Below are 15834 nucleotides of genomic sequence, written 5' to 3' on the forward strand. Positions count from 1 at the left end.
CGGCTATCCGCGCTCGAACGTCAGCGTGATGCCGCCCGTTCCGCTCGTCTCGACCCCCGTACCCAGGATCGTGATCGTGCCCGTGGCACTGATCTCGAACGACACCTCGACGCTCTTGAGCGGCAGGTCGCCTCCGGCGTCGCGCAGGCCGGAGAAGGCCTCCCGCAGCTTGCCGATCGTCGACGCGAGGTTGCGCTGAACCGTTTCCACGCTGATGTCCCGCAGCACGACATCGCGGTCGCCCCGGCTGAAGATGCCCTTGGTTCCGCTGCCCGTCTCTTCGTCGGCGGCGACCAGGAAATTCAGCGTGGCGCCGTCGCCCGCGAGATCGTCCTTCATGGAACCGCCTTGTCATCACGGAGCCGAAATGGGGTCCCAGTAGAACGCACCGCCCGATCGCCACTCAATGGCCGGCGCCGGTACGGCCCGATCGGAGGACCCGAAAGGCGACGGACGTACGGCCTCGTCCGGGTCCTCGGTGGCCATGTGATGGCAGGCTCGTCGATATGAGAAGTGGCAACTGGCGGTCTCCCGGTCTGACGCGCATCGCGGGCGGGCTTCTTCTTCTGGCGGTCGCGGTCTGGGTGGCCGGCGTCATCGTTCTTGCCGGGGCGCCGGCGGGCGGGGTCTCGTTCGAGGTCGGCAAGTGGCTTCTTCAAGTGGGAACCGTGTTCGCGGGGGCCGGCTTCGTCACGGCCGTTCTCCGGCAGGCCGAGGTCACGCGGGCCCAGCGGGAGGCGTGGACGGCGACCTTGCAGGATCTGGTCGTCGGGCAGGACGCCCTTGAGGCGGCGACGATGCGGCTGATCTCGGACCCGGACGCGCAGAGCTACGGCGAGCTGGTCGAGAAGTGCCGTGACGTCCGGGCGATGCTCCGGCGGGTCATGGCTTTGCCCGAGGCGTACGACTACACGAGCGAACTGCGGCTGCAGATCCACCGGATGCGGGACTGTCTCAAGCCGGCGATCAAGGAGTACGAGCGGCAGCACCTGCGTATCACTCGCCAGGGACGGCTCGACGAGAAGATCCTCGACGGCCGGCTCGACAAGCGGCGGAAGGACATGTCCGCACTGTTCGAGCCGATGGGCGTCGCGCGGTTGCTGCGCGATCCGAAGGAGTTCCCCGATCTCACGGCCCTGCTGCGGAACTTCAACGTGGAGAAGATCGAGTTCAGGCCGGACAGTGACCTCGACCAGGCGTACGAGAACGTCAAAGCCCTGATCCGCGCGAACGCGGGCATGCCCGATCGGCAAGCCTAGTATCGATCACCATGGTGTGTTAGCGTTCACACGTCCCGACGAGAGTTCGGCGCCGTGGACATCGAGTGAGAGAAGGCCTGGCGGAGCCGTCAAGGGGAGTACGGCTCCGCCAGGCTGCCTCGATGTCGTGTTGAACGTTCACGGGGACAGGCGATTGAGGGCGAGCGCGCCGGCCAGCAGGCCGAAATCGCGCAGGGCCACGTCGTAGTACGAGCCCAGGATCAGCAGGTTGACGATGATGCCGGCCAGCCAGGCGGCGACCACCAGCGAGCCGATCCGCGGACGGAGGGCGACGAGCAGGCCGGCCACGATCTCGACGGCGCCGACCACGTACATGAACTGCTGCGCGGTGCCGGGCAGGATGTCGTCGGCCCACGGGGCCAGATAGCCGGGCCAGTCGGTCAGCAGGTTGAAGAACTTGTCCAGTCCGAACAGGATCGGCGCGACCGTGAAGACCGTGCGCAGCAGCAGGAAGGCCTGGCCGGTGCTGCGGGTGCGGACGTCGGTGACCATGGGTGTTCTCCCTTCTTCTAAAACCCTCTTTCCCGTACGTTAGAAAGCGCACCCGTCTAAAGTCAAGGCACACGTGTTTTACACTCGGGATATGGCCTCCCGCTCGCTGCCCGACCGCCTGGCCGCCGTCGCCGCCCTCGACGACCCGGTCCGCCGGGCCGTCTTCGACCTGATCGCGCGTTCCGGCGAGCCGATGGGCCGGGACGCGACGGCCGAGGCGCTCGGCATAAGCCGCCGCGTCGCCGCCCTGCACCTGGACCGCCTGGCCGAGCAGGGCCTGCTGGAGTTCGAGTTCCGCCGCCCACCGGGCCGCGGAGGCCCCGGAGCCGGCCGCCCGGCCAAGCTGTACCGCCGCGCCGGCGACGAGGTGACCGTCTCGGTGCCGGAACGCCACTACGACGTGGTCGGCGAACTGCTGGCCGCCGCCGTCTCCGAGTCGATCACCACCGGCACCGCCGTCCAGGAGGTGCTGCACCGCAAGGCGTACGACTACGGCCGCGACACCGGCGCCCACGCCACCGACGTGGAGTCGGCCTTGGAGTCGGTCGGCTACGAGCCCCGCCGCGACCCTTCCGGCGCCGTCGACCTGCACAACTGCCCGTTCCACCGCTTGGCCCGGCAGTACACCGACCTGGTCTGCGGCGTGAACCTCGACCTGCTCCGGGGCGTCACCGACGGCACCGGCGATTCCACTCTCCACCCCATCTTGGCTCCGCGGCCGGGCCATTGCTGCGTCCGCCTTCTCCCGGCCTGACCAGAGCGCGTGAAGAAGAGCCGGGGGCGCGGATGGACGGGCCGGGCCGCGGTGGGCGGAGCGCCGTGCGAAGAGTGGGGCGGGGGAAAGGCGGAGCGCTGCGCGGAGAGCGGGGCCGGCCGCGGTAGGTGGAGCGCTGGGCGAAGGTGGGGCGGGGCGCGGACGGCAAAGCGGGGGCACGGAAAGAGGAGCGGGGCGCGAAAGAAAGCGGAGGCCGGCGGGCGGGACGTCAGACGTCGGCGTAGTTGCGTAGCAGGCGCACGGCCGTGTCGGCGTGTGGGCCCTGTGTTCGCAGGCCTGAATCCGCCGGGGTGAGGCGGCGGGCGCCGACGCGGCAGAACGCGCCGGCCGGACCCGTGACGACCGACTCGGCGCCCGGTGGGCCGAACTGCCATGTGGTGCCGTCAGGGGCGGTCAGCTCGCATCGGACCTCGGCCGGTGGCAGGCCGGCCAGGCGGAACGCGTACGGCAGGGTGCTGTGACCCAGCCAGGCGATGTGCCTCAGGCGGTCCGTGTCGGGATAGTCGATCGCCAGCGGGGTCGCGATGTCGAGCGCGTGCGCCCAATGCTCGGCCAGCCTGGTCGTTGCCAGCGTGCGCGGCTTCAGCGCGGCCGCCACCCAGGGGATCGGCTGTTTCGGGTCGGCCGCGCGGAGCGTTCGCACCGACTCGCGGCGGGCCGCCCGCCAGCGCTCGAAGACCTTGGTGGGCTCGGACCGTTCGGCGCGGACCATGGCGTCCATCGCCTCGTCCACCGTGGCCCCGTACCGGCGCCAGTCGGGAACACCCGACACCGCCTCCTCGGTCTGGGCCAGATGCAGGACGACGTCGGTGACCGTCCAGCCGGTGGCCGCCGACGGCGAGAGCCAGTCGGCCGGTGTGAGACCGCCCAGGACGTACTCCAGCCGGTCCTGCTCTGCTTCCAGATCGTCGATGACGTCGGGCACGCCCCTCACCTTAGGGGACCAGCGATTGCGTTCCCAGCGTGATGGCCAGCTCCAGCCGGGCCGCGTCGTCGGTGCCGGGCTCGGCCGTGTAGACCGTGATGCGCAGGTCGTCGCCGGCCACCGTCAGGGTGTCGCAATCCAGGGTCAGGCGGCCCACGTCGGGGTGGTCGACGATCTTGCGGCGGGAGAACTCGGTGATCTCGACCGGCTCGGCGGAGGTCCACAGCTCGGCGAATTCGGGGCTGTGCGCGGTCAGTTCGGCGATCAGGCGCTTCAGGTCGTGGTCGGCCGGGTAGCGGGCCGCGGTCAGGCGCAGGTCGGCCGCGAGCAGGGCCCGGAAGTGGGCCAGCTCCTCGGGGGTGTGCACCGCGCGGCCGGGCGGTCCGGCGAAGTTGCGCCAGACGCCGTTGCGCCGCAGGCCGCGCCAGGTGGTGGTGTCGCCCATCAGGGCGTCGTACGGCCGGTTGGCCATGACCAGGTTGAACGCCGCGTCCTGCACGACGACCGGGGTGTGCGCCAGCCGGTCGAGCATGCGCTGCACGCTCGGCGCTATGCGGGTGGGCACGACGTCGCGCCCGGGCGGGGTCAGGGCGGCCAGGCGGAACAGCAGCTCACGTTCGGTGCCGGAGAGCCGCAGTGCGCGGGCCAGGGCCTCGACGACCTGGGCCGACGGTGAGGTCGAGCGTCCCTGTTCGAGGCGGGTCAGATAGTCGACCGAGATGCCGGTCAGGGCGGCCAGCTCCTCGCGGCGCAGCCCGGCGGCCCGGCGGCGGCCACCGGCCGGCACGCCCACCTCGGCCGGGACCAGCCGGTCACGCCACCGGCGTACGGCCTGCCCGAACTCCCACGTGTCCATGTCATCGAGTCTGCCCGGCCCGTCGCATGTTGTGGTGGCCCTGGTAGTCCTACCTGAAAAGGGCGATCGTCAGGGCCGATGTCCACTCGGGGTCGCGCAGCTTGTCGCCGTACAACTCGCGCAGTCTGGTCATGCGGTAGCGGACCGTCTGGGGATGGATGAACAGCTCGGCGGCCACGTCCTCGCGCCGGCCCTGGTGACGCAGCCAGCTGCGGAGCGTCTCGACCAGCTTGGGGTCGGCGTCGGGGGAGAGCGGCGCCAGGACCCGGGCCCGCAGGTCGGCCAGCGCCTGCGGATCGGCCGTGAGCACCAGTTCGGCCAGGTGGTCCTCGGTGTCGACCACCGTTTTCGTGGCGGCCGGGCCGGCCAGCTCCGATGTGCGCCGCGCCCGGTCGTACGACGCCTTGGCCTGAAGCCAGGGCCGGGCCGGCCCGACCACCGCGCTCTGGCCCCGCAGCAGGCCGAGCACGGCGGCGCGTGAGGTGCCGTCCACGTCCGGGACCAGCAGCACCTCGCTGAGCTGGAGGGTTCTCCGGTCGAGCAGGTCGATGACCATGCGGGCGGCGTGTTCGGGCACCAGCACGGCGGTCAGCGTGCGCGGCGGCGACCAGTCGGCCCGCTCGGCGGCCGCGACGATCACGTGCTCGGGCTCGCCGGCCAGCAGGGCCTGGGCCAGCTGTTCGAGGTCGCGGATGCGGGCCCGGCCCGAGGAGGCGAGCTGGTCGGCGTGCCCGGCCACGCTGGCCGCCGACAGCTCGTCGATGTAGGCGAAGACCAGCTCGGCGAAGTGCGCGATGGTCGCGGCCGGCTGCCCGCTGCTCACGCTGATCTTGGCCAGCTCGTGCCACGACACCCGAGCGCCCACCCGATAGGCGCCCAGCAGCGCGTCCAGGCTGCGGCCATTACGGGCTTCACCCCTTCCCAGCGCGTACGCCGCCTCGAGCGCCGGGCCGAGCGGGGACTGCGGTTCGGGGCCGTCGGCGCGGGAGACCAGCTCGAGGAAGGTGCCGAGCGCGGCCCGTACGGCCCGCTCGATCTTGGGTCCGAGATCACCCGCGAAAGGCACGGCGTAGGCCGGAACCTCGGAGATGATGGCATCGATGGTCTGCGTGGCGACGTGCGGCAGCCGCTTCTTCAGCGGGGCCGCGACTTCCGGCGACAACCGGAAAGCTCTGACGTCTGGGAGAGCGTCACTCATCGTTTAATCGCTCCGTCTTGTCTCCCCCGAACAAAAAACACGGTCGAGTTCACTTCCGTTGGTCAGGAATCTACCTCCTGAACGCAGGAAGCTTGTTATGTGGCTGTGACACGGAACATACGCAGCGGCGCCTGGCGGGTGGTCGAGCTGATCACCACGCCGGTGGTGCCGGCCGACTATCTCGACGTGATCGCTCCGCTGCGGAACGCCAACGTGCTCCGGGCGAAGGTCGACGCGGTGCGCCCCGAGACGGCGAACAGCGTCACCCTGCTCCTGCGGCCGGGCCGCGGCTGGGTGCGGCACGAGCCGGGTCAGTACGTCCGGGTCGGCGTCGACGTCGACGGTGTACGCCTGTGGCGCTCCTACTCGATCACCAGTTCGCCCCGGCGGACGGACGGGCGGATCACCATCACGGTCAACGCCGTCCCTGAGGGTGTGGTCAGCAACCACCTCGTACGGCATGCCAAACGGGGTTTGATCCTGCACCTCGACCCGCCGACCGGCGAGTTCCAGCTGTGCGCGCCCCGGCCGGCCAAGGCCCTGTTCGTCACCGCCGGCAGCGGCATCACCCCGGTCATGGGCATGCTGCGCAGCGCCCTGAACGAGCTCTCCGACGTCGTCGTCGTGCACTCGGCCGGCACCAGCGAGGCCGTGGTCTTCGGCGCCGAGCTGCGCGCCATGGCCGCCGACGGCCGGATCCGCCTGATCGAGCGGCACACCCGCGCCGACGGCCGCCTCAAGCCGGCCGACCTGGACGAGCTGGTGCCCGATCTCTTCGAGCGCCGGGCCTGGGCCTGCGGGCCGAACGAGATGCTCGACGACCTGGAGACCCACTGGGCCGACGCCGATGCCGCCGATCTGCTGCGCACCGAGCGTTTCCGGCCCACCCTGGTCAGCGGGGACGGCGGCGGCACGGTCACCTTCAGTCAATCGGGCACGGTCGTCGAGACCGACGGCTCCGAGCCGCTGCTCGACTCGGGCGAGGCGGCCGGCGTGCTCATGCCGTCCGGCTGCCGGATGGGCATCTGCTTCAGCTGCGTCGTCCCGCTGCGTGAGGGCGCCGTGCGCGACCTGCGCGACGGGCAGCTCACCGTCGCCGAGCCAGGCGACAGCATCCCCGTACAGACCTGCATCTCGGCCGCCGCCGGCCCCTGCACCATCGAGATTTAGAAGAGGAACGCATGACCACGATCCAGCGCAAGGAATCCAACCCGATCGCCCACCTGAGCCCCGAGGACATCGAGCAGATCGGCGTCGAGCTCGACGCCATCCGTGACGAGGTCATGGGGAGCCGGGGCGAGCGCGACGCCGCGTACATCCGACGGGTGATCGCCTGGCAGCGCGGGCTGGAGATCGGCAGTCGCGGGGTCCTGCTCTTCTCGCTCTTCCCGCCGGCCTGGCTGGTCGGCACGGCCGGCCTGTCGATCGCCAAGATCCTCGAGAACATGGAGATCGGCCACAACATCCTGCACGGCCAGTGGGACTGGATGCGCGACCCGAAGATCCACTCGACGAAGTGGGAATGGGACCACGCCTCCCCGGCTGAGCAGTGGAAGCACTCGCACAACGAGCTGCACCACACATACACGAACGTGGTCGGCCGCGACAACGACCTCGGCTACGGCATCATGCGCGTCGACGAGGACCAGAAGTGGCACCCGGCGCACCTGGGCCAGCCGCTCTACAACTTCATCAACGCCTGCTTCTTCGAGTACGGCATCGCGGCGTACGACCTCGAGCTCGGCAAGAACATGGCCACCAAGGAACGCCGGCAGGACCCGAAGTTCCGCGCCGCGCTGAAGGCGGTCCGCAAGAAGATCGGCAAGCAGGTTCTGAAGGACTACGTGGTCCACCCGGCCCTGTCCGGGCCGTCGTTCCTGCACACGATCGCCGCCAACGCCACGGCCAACCTGATCCGCAACCTGTGGAGCCACTCGGTCATCATGTGCGGCCACTTCCCGAACGGTGTCGAGACCTTCGAGAAGACGTCGATCGAGGGCGAGACCCGCGGCGAGTGGTACCTGCGCCAGATGCTCGGCTCGGCCAACATCAGCGGCAGCAAGGCCATGCACCTGATGACCGGCAATCTGTCCCACCAGATCGAGCACCACCTGTTCCCGGACATGCCGAGCAACCGCTACAAGGAGATCGCCCCGAAGATCCAGGACCTCTTCCAGAGGTACGGCCTCACGTACACCGCCGGGCCGCTCCCCAAGCAGGTGGCGTCGGCCTGGTACAAGGTCTTCCGCTTGTCGCTGCCGAACCGCGGCGAGGCGGCCGTCCGCCGCCCCGTCGAGAAGAAGGCTCCCGCGGTCGCCACCCGCTGGCGCCGGGCCGAGGTCCCCACCGTGGTCCCGGCCGTGGTGGCCGCCGAAACCGCTGCCTCCTGACCCTGCCTGAGCTCGGGCCCGGCCGCCACGGCCGGGTCCGTCAGCCCGCGTACATCCCGCTGATCAGCGACTGGAACGTCATGGGGCCGGCGATGCCGTCGACCGCCATGGCGGGCTCGTCGTGGTCGTGCAGGAACTGCTGCCAGTCGCGGACGGCCGCCTCGGTGATCGGCCCGAAGACGCCGTCGACGAGGGGCGCGTTGTCCGGGTCCTCGGACAGGTTGCGATATTGGAACTCCTCCTGCACGGACTTCACCGCGTCGCCCTGATCGCCGGACCGCACGGTGGTCACCAGCGCCTTCCAGGTCAGCGGCCCGGCGATGCCGTCCACGGACAGGCCCTTGGACTGCTGGAAGGCCCGCACGGCGGCGTCGGTCCTGGGCCCGAAGTCCCCGTCCACGGTCACCGTGTGCCCACGGGCCCGCAGGTGATATTGAAGGCTGGGTACGGGGTGAGCCTTGTCCCCCTGCCGCACGAGCGGCCACGGCTGCAACGCCATCGCGATCATCCCCAGGGCCGGCGGCCGCACCCGGGCCGCCCGGCACCTCATCGTCACTCCGCCCGGCGATCCACTGTGCTCTCGGTCGCGCTCCCGACATCGGGCCGGCACAGCACGGCGCCGGCCAGCGGCGTCACCGCGGCCGGATAGAGGCTCGCCACTTCGGGAAGCGCGATTCGCCACGGGGTCATGGCCAGGGCGGTGGCCAGCAGCGGCCCGGCGCCGGGCGGCCCCACGGCGGCGGCGAGCGCGAGCAGCGCGGCCGGGTCGCCGGAGGCCCGGGCCAGACGGGCCACCTCGGCGCGGCGGGTGGGGGAGAGCTCGCCGTGCTCGATCAGCGCGATGAGCACCTGAAGGCGAGCTTCGGCCGCGGGGATGTGGCCGGCCGCCTCGTGCACGAGATGGGCCTGGCCGAGGCGGGACAGGGCCGGGATGAAGGAGCACAGCTGCCGCGCCCGGAACGCTGCGCTGCTGATGGTGGCGGCCTCCCGGATTCCCTGCTCGGCCACGGCGACGGCCGCGTCCGGATGACCGGCCCCGGCCAGGATCTCGACGATCTCGACCTGTTCCTCGGCCCCGGCGTCGGGGGCGGCCCGCTGGGCCAGCACGAGCACTTCGGCGCGGTCGCCGGCCGTGGCGGCGGCCCGGGCCGCGGCGATCAGGACGGGTGCGCTGTCGGGCAGCACCGGAAGCCGGCCGGCCGCGGCCATCGCGGTCGCCAGCGCGCCCAGCGCCTCGGCCCGGAAGCCCGGATCGGCGACGGCACGAGCCATCCGTTCCGCCTCGGCGAGGTGACCGGCCTCGGCGGCCGCCCGGGCCAGGTGCAACTGGGCGGCGGGATGGGCGTTGCGGTCGGCGATGAGCCGGGTCGCCGACTCGGCCCGGGACAGATCACCTGCCTCGACGAGGATTCGCGCCACCCTCATCAGGGTCACCGCCTGGCGGTATTGCGAGGTGATCGCGCTCGCCGCCGCCACCAGAGCTTCCCCGAGCGCCCGTACGCGGGCCTGGTCGCCCACCGCGAGCAGAGTCTCCGCGCAGCGAACGAGGGTGGCGGCGCGGGCCTTGGCTCCGGTGACCTCGAGAGCGCGGTCAGCCGCCTCCCTGGCCAGCTCACGGGCCCGGGTGGGCGCGGCGGCGGCCACCGCGCTGAGCGCCCGGGCCCGCTCGGAAGCCGGGACGATGGCGCGGGCGACCTGTTCGGCGGCCGGCAGGTCGCCCGCCGCCACGAGGGTTTCGGCCAGCGCCAGCAGAGCCGTGGCGCCCAGGGCGGCGGCGACCTCCTGGGCGCGCGCCGAGTGGCCGCCCCGGCCCAGCGCCGTCACGACGGACGTCATCACCTCGGTTCGCAGGTCGTGGTCGTCGATCTCCTGAGCCACGCGCAGGGCCGCCTCGAGAACGGCCCGTGGTGATTCGCCGGCCTCGATCAGCGCGTCCGAGAGAATGACCAGTTCGGGTCCCAAGGTCTCCGGGCTGGTGATCGCGCGGGCGGCCTGCTCCGCCTGGACGGCCAGGAGCTGAGCCTCGGACGGGTGGCCGGCCGTCACGAACGCCCGGCCCACCTCGGTCAGGGACTGTGCCCGGAGGAACGGATCACCGATGTCGGCCGCCACCTCGCGCGCCCGGCTCAGGTCGCCCGCCTTCACCACGGCCGTCACCAGCTCCGCGCGGATGCGCGCCCGGTCGTACCGATCGGTGGCGGCCTGGGCCAGCCGCTCGATCCGCGCGATGTCACCGGCCTGGACCAGCTTCTCGATCAGGGCCCTCCTCGCCTCCCACTTGAGGCGTCCGCGCGTGAAGCCGTCGACGAGCCGTACGGCAAGGTCGAAATCGCCCGCGTCGGCGCAAACCCTGATCGACTCGGCGGCTGTCCCTCCCCATTCCTCGTCGCCGGTCACCTCGGGGATCGCCTCGGCGGCACGGGCGGCCAGCGCGCGTGCGGCCGGAGCGTCGCCCGCGTCGAGCTGGACCCGGGCCAGCCTCACCAGCGTGAAGGCCCGCTCGTCGCCGGATCCGGCGAGGTGCTCCGCCCGTGTGGCCAGCGCGCGGGCGCGGGGGTGGTCGCCGGTGGACAACGCCACCCGCGCCAGGCGGAAGAGAGCCTCGGCGGGCTCGGCGGCCGCGAGGGCGATGCGCATGGCCCGGCGGAAGTCCCCGGCCCGCATCCAGCACACGGCCAGCGCGGGGATCGTGTGCTCGCTCGGGTGGTCGCCGGCGTCCTGAAGCGCCGCCAGCGCGCGGGGAAGATCGTCGCGTTCGCGGTAGGCCCGTGACAGCGCCATCCGGGCCGTGAGCTGGACGTTCCCGCTCGGCAGGTCGTCGATGACCCGCTGCGCCCAGGACAGCTCGCCGGCCTCGCACAGGACCTCGGCCATCCGGGCCCGCACGCTGCCGGAGTCCGGCTCGGCGACGGCGCCGGCCACCTCCGCCGCCCGGGCCGGATCGCCGGCCCGGCACAGGGCGACCGCCAGGGTCTCCAGCGCGGAACTCCGCCGTCGCCCTTCGAGTCCCGTCCGGGCGATGTGCTCGGCACGGTCGGCGAGGGCACGCACGCCGGTGCGGTCACCGGCGGCCCCGAGCGCCTCCACCAGGACCGCCCAGGCGTGCAGTCGCGACTCGGGGTCGGCGATGGTCTCGGTGACGCGCCCGGCCTCGATCAGGTCGCCGGCCTCGCCGAGCGACCTCACCAGGCCGACGAGCGACCACGGTTCCCCGGCGGCGTGGGCCAGCTCCCCGGCCCGGGCCACCTCGCCCGCTTCCACCAGCGCGGAGACGACGGTGGCCAGGGGTCCGGTGTCCTCGCCGGCCACGGCCCGGGCGGTGGCCTCGGCCTCGTCCAGGAGGCCGGCCCGGACGAGGGACAGTGTCATCGCGCTCAACACCACCCGCCGCTCGCCGTCTCGCACTGACGGCGAGGTCTGTACGACGACGTCGGTCAGGGCCCGCGCCTGCGACCGATCCGGCCGGCCGGCCACCACGTCCACCAGGGCGGCGAGCGCGCGCACCCGGTCCTCCGGGCCGGGGATGCCGAGGGCGAGCGCCTCCCCGCGGACCGGCTGGCCGAGGGTCGTCCACAGGGCCGGCAATTCGGTGGGCATGCGGCTGTTCCGGTCCTCCAGGCGGCTCCGGTGGTGGGACAGCACGAGAAGACGGGCAAGGTCGGGCGCGCCGACGCTGTCCTGAGTGGTGACGGTGTGGACGGCGGCGGCCACCTCCAGGACCGCCTCGGCGTCGCCGCCGGTGATGTCGAGCATGCGGTCGTGACGGCCGGTGTCGGAGGCCAGGGACACCATGCGTGACGTGTCGCCGGTCGCCTGGACCAGGGCGAAGTAGCCGCGCAGCAGATATTCGGGGGTGTGCTCGGGCCAGCCCCGGTCGCGGTAGCCGTCGGCCCAGGCGTGCAGGCGCTCGCGGTAGGCGGCCAGCAGGCCGTCGCCCAGGCGGGCCACGGCCTGCTGCTGGAGTTCCTCGTGGCCCAGCACGTAGACGGTCGTCCCGCGGCGCCAGCGGGCGGTGGCGGCGGCGAAGGTGCGGGCCGAGACGGCGGTCAGCAGGTCGTCGACGTCGTAGGTGGTGGAGCCGGTGAGCTCGGCCAGGTCGCGGGCGGACAGGCCACCGCCGGCCGCGGCGAGCAGGCCGAGAAGGTCACGCTCGGTGCCGGAGCCGTTGAGGAGGCGTTTGAGTTCGCGCTGGGCGTCGTGCCGGAGCACAACCGCGTGCGGGGACGCGGTCAGGACCCGTACGACGGAAGGGTCTTGAAGTGGATGGTCCTCGGGCACGTCGGCGGGAACCGGCGGATGAGGGCGGCCGGAGACGACGATCCGCATGCCGGCCGGCGGGCGCGCGGGCAGGAGCGCGGCGATGCTGTGCGCGTCGTCGCCGGCCGTGACACCCCGGTCCTCGTCGAGGCCGTCCACCACGAGGATCAGGCGCTCACCCCGAGTACGGCACATCTCGGCGGCCCGGCCCAGCATGCCGAGCAGGTGCGACTCGCGGGTGGACTCGCTCAGCAGCGGCGGCAGCGGCTCGTCGAGAAGCTCGGCCAGCTGCTCGATCAGCACCTCGGCGAAGGCGACCCGGTCGTTCTGCCCGGCCCAGCGCGCGGTGACGAAGAACGACACCACGCGGGCGCCGGCCGGCGGCTCCAGCACGAGCCAGGACATCAGCGCCGACTTGCCGGCCCAGGCCGGAGCCCGCCACTGGAGATAGGCCGGGCCCGGGTCGCCGGCCGTGCAGAAGGCGGCCAGCGCCGCGCGCTCGGCCTCACGGCCCAGCAGCCGCTCGGGCGCGATCTGGCGGACCCGCTCCAGATAGTGCGAGCGAGGCTTGGCCACCGCGGTGTAGTTGAGCGTCCCGACGTAACCGGTGACGGCGATGCCGCCGTCGTGGGCCTCGGCGTTGCCGGTCCGGCGTACGGCGGTCACCGGTCCTCTCCGGAGACGGCGCGCCCGCCGTCCCGGGCGATCGCGTCACCCGTGCGGTCGACGGCGGTCGCCGGCCCCGCGCCGGCCGAGCCGCTGACGGCAACGCTGCCGGGGCCGGTCGCGGTGGCGTTTCCCGTACGGCTGACGCGGGCCCCGCCGGTCTGCCGCCAGGCCACCAGAAGACCGGCCAGGCCGATGGCCACGGAGACGAACATGCCGATCAGGGACGTCCACTTCTCGGCCCGGTCGAGTCCCTCACCCGCCAGGACGACGACGATGCCGGTCAAGCCGCCCACGACGAGAACGACGGCGACGATGACCTTCGCTGCGCGACCCATCCGACCATCATGGACCCCAGGGCCTGTTTTGACAGGGGAGACGGGCTGCGGCGCCTGGACCTCACCTCGCTCCGACCCCCCTGTCAAAACAGGCCCTACGCCGACAGGCGGCCCAGGAGGAGGGCCAGTCTGCGGTCGTGGAACTCGCGCGGCAGGCGGCCGCCGCGGGTCAGGGTGACCAGGCCGTGCAGGGCGCTCCAGAGCACCTCGGCGAGAAGGCCCTCGTCGGCGCCGGCGGCGATCGGGCGTACGACCGCGAGAATTTGATCGAAGCACGCGTGCAGGGCCTCGGGAGCCTCGGGGGTGGCGAACGGCAGGGTGCTCGAGCGGTTGAACATGGCGTCGTAGAGGGCCGGTCGCTGCTCGGCGAAGTCGATGTACGCCGCGGAGACGCCGGCCAACGGGTCCTCGGATCGTTCGCGGGCCGCACGCAGCTGCGCCGCCATCTCGGTGAAGCCCTCGACGGCGACCGCGGCCATGATGGCCTCCTTGCCGGCGAAGTGGCTGTAGAGGACGGGCTGGCTGTATTCCACCCGCGCGGCCAGGCGCCGGGTGGTGACGACCTCCCAGCCCTCGGCCTCGGCCAGTTCGCGGGCGGCCGTGACGATCAGCTGCTCGCGCTCGGCCCGCTCCCGCTGCCGGCGTGTCTGGGACGTCATGCCGCTCATGCTAGCACCGCTAGAACTTCTGTCGCCGCTCTGCTAGCGTCGAAAGAAGTTCTAGCACCGCTAGTTCCATCGTGGAGGAAGCATGCTCGCGTACGGCCTGGCCATCGCCCTCGACCTGTTCATCGTCTTCATCGGCGTGCGTTTCCTGCTCCAGCCGGAGGCCGCGGCGGCCGGATACGGCGTGCCGTCCCCGCGCGGGGCCTACCTGAGTGTCAAGGGCGTGCGTGATCTGACGTACGGCGTCCTCGGTCTGTGTCTGCTGGCCTTCGCCGGCGCCGAGGCGGCGGCGTGGTTCATGCTCGTGGTGGCGATCGCCCCGTTCGGCGACACCGTGATCGTGCTGCGCAACGGCGGCAGCCGGGCGACCGCCTTCGGCGTCCACTTCGCCACGGCGGTGGTGGTGCTGATCAGCGCGGCGCTGCTGTTCGCCGCGTAAATTCGTCGCGCGGCCGGCGCCCGCCGTGTGATCGTCGGCGGGTGGCTCAGCCCGTTCTTCACACCGAGCGTCTCCTGATGGTTCCGCTGGACGACCGGCATCTCGACCTCGAGGTCGAGCTCGACGCCGACCCCGAGGTGCTGCGTTTCCTGTGGGGCAGGGCCCGGACCCGCGACGAGGTCGTGGCCAGCCACGCGGAGAGGATGGCCCTGACCAGAGACGGCCTGGGCTACTGGATGGCGTTCCGGAAGACCGACGACGCGTTGGTCGGGCTCATGATGCTTCCGCCGGTCCACGGAACATCGGATTGCGAACTCGGCTATCGCCTGGCCCGGCGCTTCTGGCGGCAGGGCTTCGCCGCCGAGGCGTCCCGTGCCCTCCTCGGGTACGCCTTCGACACCGGGCAGAGCCGGGTGATCGCGCAGACGATGGCCGTGAACGCGGGCTCCCGGGGCGTCATGGAAAAGGTCGGCATGCGGTACGTGCGCACGTTCTTCCCGACATGGGACGACCCCCTGCCTGGATCGGAGCTGGGCGAGGTCGAATACGAGATGACCCGCGAGATGTGGGGTAAGCGCTCCAGTTCGTAAGGTTTCCGGGGTTGTGCGCTTTCTGTTCGTGTCGCTCGACCCGGCCTCCATTGCCGGCGTATTGTCGTCACTACCCATGCCTTTGATTTTTCCGCGACCCGTTCATAAAGCGCCGTCGGCTCGCTTCGGACGGCGGCAGAACCACCCCGCCGCGAATCCGCTGCCGCCAACAATGTCATCGCCGACGATTCTGTGACGCCACCGGCGCGGGATCCTGAACGGCGCGACCGCCGCCCGCGGTCGAGATCCACGGCGGGGCACGATGATCGCCTAGCCTGATGGTTCCAGCCCGCGCGGTGATCTTCGCCGACGCCGCTCGCCGAGCCGGATGCCGCCGTCTCGGCGCCCACTACCGCCTCAGCCGGAACCATCGACTCGGTCCGCGCCGCCGCCTCAGCGGGGACTGCCGGCTTGGGCTGCGCTATCGCCGTGGTGTGAGCCGTCTGCTTTGTCCGCGCTGTCGTCCCGGGCTGGGCTGTCGGCTTGGGTTGGGCTGTCGGCTTGGGTTGGGCTGTCGGCTTGGGTTGGGCTGTCGCCGCGGTGTGAACCGTCTGCTTTGTCCGCGGTGTTGCCTTGGCCTGGACTGCCGGCTCCGACTGGGCTACCGCGTAAGCCTCGGCGTCTGCTGTGGGCTCGGGCCGTACTACTACCTCGGCCTCAACTGGCTTGTCCGCGCGGCAGGCGGATGCAGCCTGCGGCATGCTCTCCGGGCGGCCGGCGACTTCCGCCTGGGCGACGGGCCTACCCGGACGCGGCGGCCGCACACAGGTGACCTCGTCATCCCAGACCAACGGCGGTATCCGCTCGGTCGGATCATGCAAACCCAACTCCCCGCATAACCGCGAACAACCATGCAACCGGCATAACGTCGCTTTAAACCCCACCGCCGCCGGTTCGCATGATCACGCCAAAACGCGAGCATCTCCGGCGAATGACTCGGCACCACACTCCAATCCGTATCGC

15 protein-coding genes are annotated in these 15834 nt (G+C 71.6%); 6 read left to right on the forward strand and 9 right to left on the reverse strand.

Translation table 11 applies throughout. From position 1 onward, the window contains the following. Positions 1-3: 3 nt before the first annotated feature. Positions 4-339 (reverse strand): Pepco domain-containing protein, encoded by a 336-nt coding sequence (locus tag ACFY36_RS03735; RefSeq protein ID WP_499744337.1) that lies wholly within the window; start codon positions 337-339, stop codon positions 4-6. A 167-nt stretch (positions 340-506) separates the two neighbouring features. Here ACFY36_RS03735 and ACFY36_RS03740 point away from each other — a divergent pair, with 167 nt between their 5' ends. Then, on the forward strand, positions 507-1259 hold the full coding sequence (locus ACFY36_RS03740) for a hypothetical protein (RefSeq protein WP_499744338.1): 753 nt from the start codon (positions 507-509) through the stop codon (positions 1257-1259). A 138-nt stretch (positions 1260-1397) separates the two neighbouring features. Here ACFY36_RS03740 and ACFY36_RS03745 read toward each other — a convergent pair whose 3' ends face one another. After that, positions 1398-1772: a DoxX family membrane protein gene (locus ACFY36_RS03745; protein ID WP_499744339.1), complete on the reverse strand. Its 375-nt coding sequence runs from the start codon at positions 1770-1772 to the stop codon at positions 1398-1400. A gap of 91 nt (positions 1773-1863) precedes the next feature. Between ACFY36_RS03745 and ACFY36_RS03750 the strand changes: the two genes are divergently transcribed. Beyond that, on the forward strand, positions 1864-2526 hold the full coding sequence (locus tag ACFY36_RS03750) for a helix-turn-helix transcriptional regulator (protein WP_499744340.1): 663 nt from the start codon (positions 1864-1866) through the stop codon (positions 2524-2526). Positions 2527-2755: 229 nt separating this feature from the next. Here the strand turns inward: ACFY36_RS03750 and ACFY36_RS03755 are convergent, their stop codons facing one another. From ACFY36_RS03755 to ACFY36_RS03765, 3 genes are read right to left on the reverse strand one after another with little or no spacing between them, the layout of a single operon-like run. Continuing rightward, entirely contained in the window at positions 2756-3472 is a 717-nt protein-coding gene (locus ACFY36_RS03755) for a maleylpyruvate isomerase family mycothiol-dependent enzyme (protein WP_499744341.1), read from the reverse strand. A gap of 10 nt (positions 3473-3482) precedes the next feature. Then, positions 3483-4328 (reverse strand): helix-turn-helix transcriptional regulator, encoded by an 846-nt coding sequence (locus ACFY36_RS03760; protein WP_499744342.1) that lies wholly within the window; start codon positions 4326-4328, stop codon positions 3483-3485. 49 nt (positions 4329-4377) lie between these two features. Further along, positions 4378-5526, reverse strand: coding sequence for a PucR family transcriptional regulator (locus tag ACFY36_RS03765; protein ID WP_499744343.1), 1149 nt, complete (start codon positions 5524-5526; stop codon positions 4378-4380). A gap of 105 nt (positions 5527-5631) precedes the next feature. On the opposite strand from ACFY36_RS03765, the gene ACFY36_RS03770 reads away from it, so the two are divergent. Both ACFY36_RS03770 and ACFY36_RS03775 read left to right on the forward strand, forming a co-directional pair. Further along, positions 5632-6696: a ferredoxin reductase gene (locus ACFY36_RS03770; protein WP_499744344.1), complete on the forward strand. Its 1065-nt coding sequence runs from the start codon at positions 5632-5634 to the stop codon at positions 6694-6696. Positions 6697-6707: 11 nt separating this feature from the next. After that, positions 6708-7916 (forward strand): fatty acid desaturase family protein, encoded by a 1209-nt coding sequence (locus ACFY36_RS03775; RefSeq protein WP_499744345.1) that lies wholly within the window; start codon positions 6708-6710, stop codon positions 7914-7916. Between the two features lie 40 nt (positions 7917-7956). Here the strand turns inward: ACFY36_RS03775 and ACFY36_RS03780 are convergent, their stop codons facing one another. From ACFY36_RS03780 to ACFY36_RS03795, 4 genes are all read right to left on the reverse strand, one after another. Next, positions 7957-8466 carry a peptidoglycan-binding domain-containing protein gene (locus ACFY36_RS03780; RefSeq protein WP_499744346.1) on the reverse strand — a complete coding sequence of 170 codons (510 nt, stop codon included), beginning with the start codon at positions 8464-8466 and terminating at the stop codon, positions 7957-7959. Positions 8467-8468: 2 nt separating this feature from the next. Continuing rightward, positions 8469-12839, reverse strand: coding sequence for a hypothetical protein (locus ACFY36_RS03785; RefSeq protein WP_499744347.1), 4371 nt, complete (start codon positions 12837-12839; stop codon positions 8469-8471). Beyond that, positions 12836-13177 carry a hypothetical protein gene (locus tag ACFY36_RS03790; RefSeq protein ID WP_499744348.1) on the reverse strand — a complete coding sequence of 114 codons (342 nt, stop codon included), beginning with the start codon at positions 13175-13177 and terminating at the stop codon, positions 12836-12838. Before ACFY36_RS03790 ends, ACFY36_RS03785 begins: the two co-directional genes overlap by 4 nt. A 95-nt stretch (positions 13178-13272) precedes the next feature. Continuing rightward, positions 13273-13836 carry a TetR/AcrR family transcriptional regulator gene (locus ACFY36_RS03795; RefSeq protein ID WP_499744349.1) on the reverse strand — a complete coding sequence of 188 codons (564 nt, stop codon included), beginning with the start codon at positions 13834-13836 and terminating at the stop codon, positions 13273-13275. A gap of 91 nt (positions 13837-13927) precedes the next feature. Here ACFY36_RS03795 and ACFY36_RS03800 point away from each other — a divergent pair, with 91 nt between their 5' ends. Then, positions 13928-14281, forward strand: a complete 354-nt coding sequence (locus tag ACFY36_RS03800; protein WP_499744350.1) for a DUF4267 domain-containing protein — start codon at positions 13928-13930, stop codon at positions 14279-14281. Between the two features lie 41 nt (positions 14282-14322). Further along, positions 14323-14871 (forward strand): GNAT family N-acetyltransferase, encoded by a 549-nt coding sequence (locus tag ACFY36_RS03805; RefSeq protein ID WP_499744351.1) that lies wholly within the window; start codon positions 14323-14325, stop codon positions 14869-14871. Positions 14872-15834: the final 963 nt, after the last annotated feature.

It is taken from the genome of Actinoplanes sp. NPDC000266, assembly GCF_042899005.1.
In the GTDB taxonomy this organism is placed as follows: domain Bacteria; phylum Actinomycetota; class Actinomycetes; order Mycobacteriales; family Micromonosporaceae; genus Actinoplanes.

Bases quoted from the DNA above. Each gene is read 5' to 3' on its own strand.
- ACFY36_RS03735 (WP_499744337.1), bottom strand. From the start codon at position 339: ATGAAGGACGATCTCGCGGGCGACGGCGCCACGCTGAATTTCCTGGTC.
- ACFY36_RS03740 (WP_499744338.1), top strand. From the start codon at position 507: ATGAGAAGTGGCAACTGGCGGTCTCCCGGTCTGACGCGCATCGCGGGC.
- ACFY36_RS03745 (WP_499744339.1), bottom strand. From the start codon at position 1,772: ATGGTCACCGACGTCCGCACCCGCAGCACCGGCCAGGCCTTCCTGCTG.
- ACFY36_RS03750 (WP_499744340.1), top strand. From the start codon at position 1,864: ATGGCCTCCCGCTCGCTGCCCGACCGCCTGGCCGCCGTCGCCGCCCTC.
- ACFY36_RS03760 (WP_499744342.1), bottom strand. From the start codon at position 4,328: ATGGACACGTGGGAGTTCGGGCAGGCCGTACGCCGGTGGCGTGACCGG.
- ACFY36_RS03765 (WP_499744343.1), bottom strand. From the start codon at position 5,526: ATGAGTGACGCTCTCCCAGACGTCAGAGCTTTCCGGTTGTCGCCGGAA.
- ACFY36_RS03775 (WP_499744345.1), top strand. From the start codon at position 6,708: ATGACCACGATCCAGCGCAAGGAATCCAACCCGATCGCCCACCTGAGC.
- ACFY36_RS03780 (WP_499744346.1), bottom strand. From the start codon at position 8,466: ATGAGGTGCCGGGCGGCCCGGGTGCGGCCGCCGGCCCTGGGGATGATC.
- ACFY36_RS03790 (WP_499744348.1), bottom strand. From the start codon at position 13,177: ATGGGTCGCGCAGCGAAGGTCATCGTCGCCGTCGTTCTCGTCGTGGGC.
- ACFY36_RS03795 (WP_499744349.1), bottom strand. From the start codon at position 13,836: ATGACGTCCCAGACACGCCGGCAGCGGGAGCGGGCCGAGCGCGAGCAG.
- ACFY36_RS03800 (WP_499744350.1), top strand. From the start codon at position 13,928: ATGCTCGCGTACGGCCTGGCCATCGCCCTCGACCTGTTCATCGTCTTC.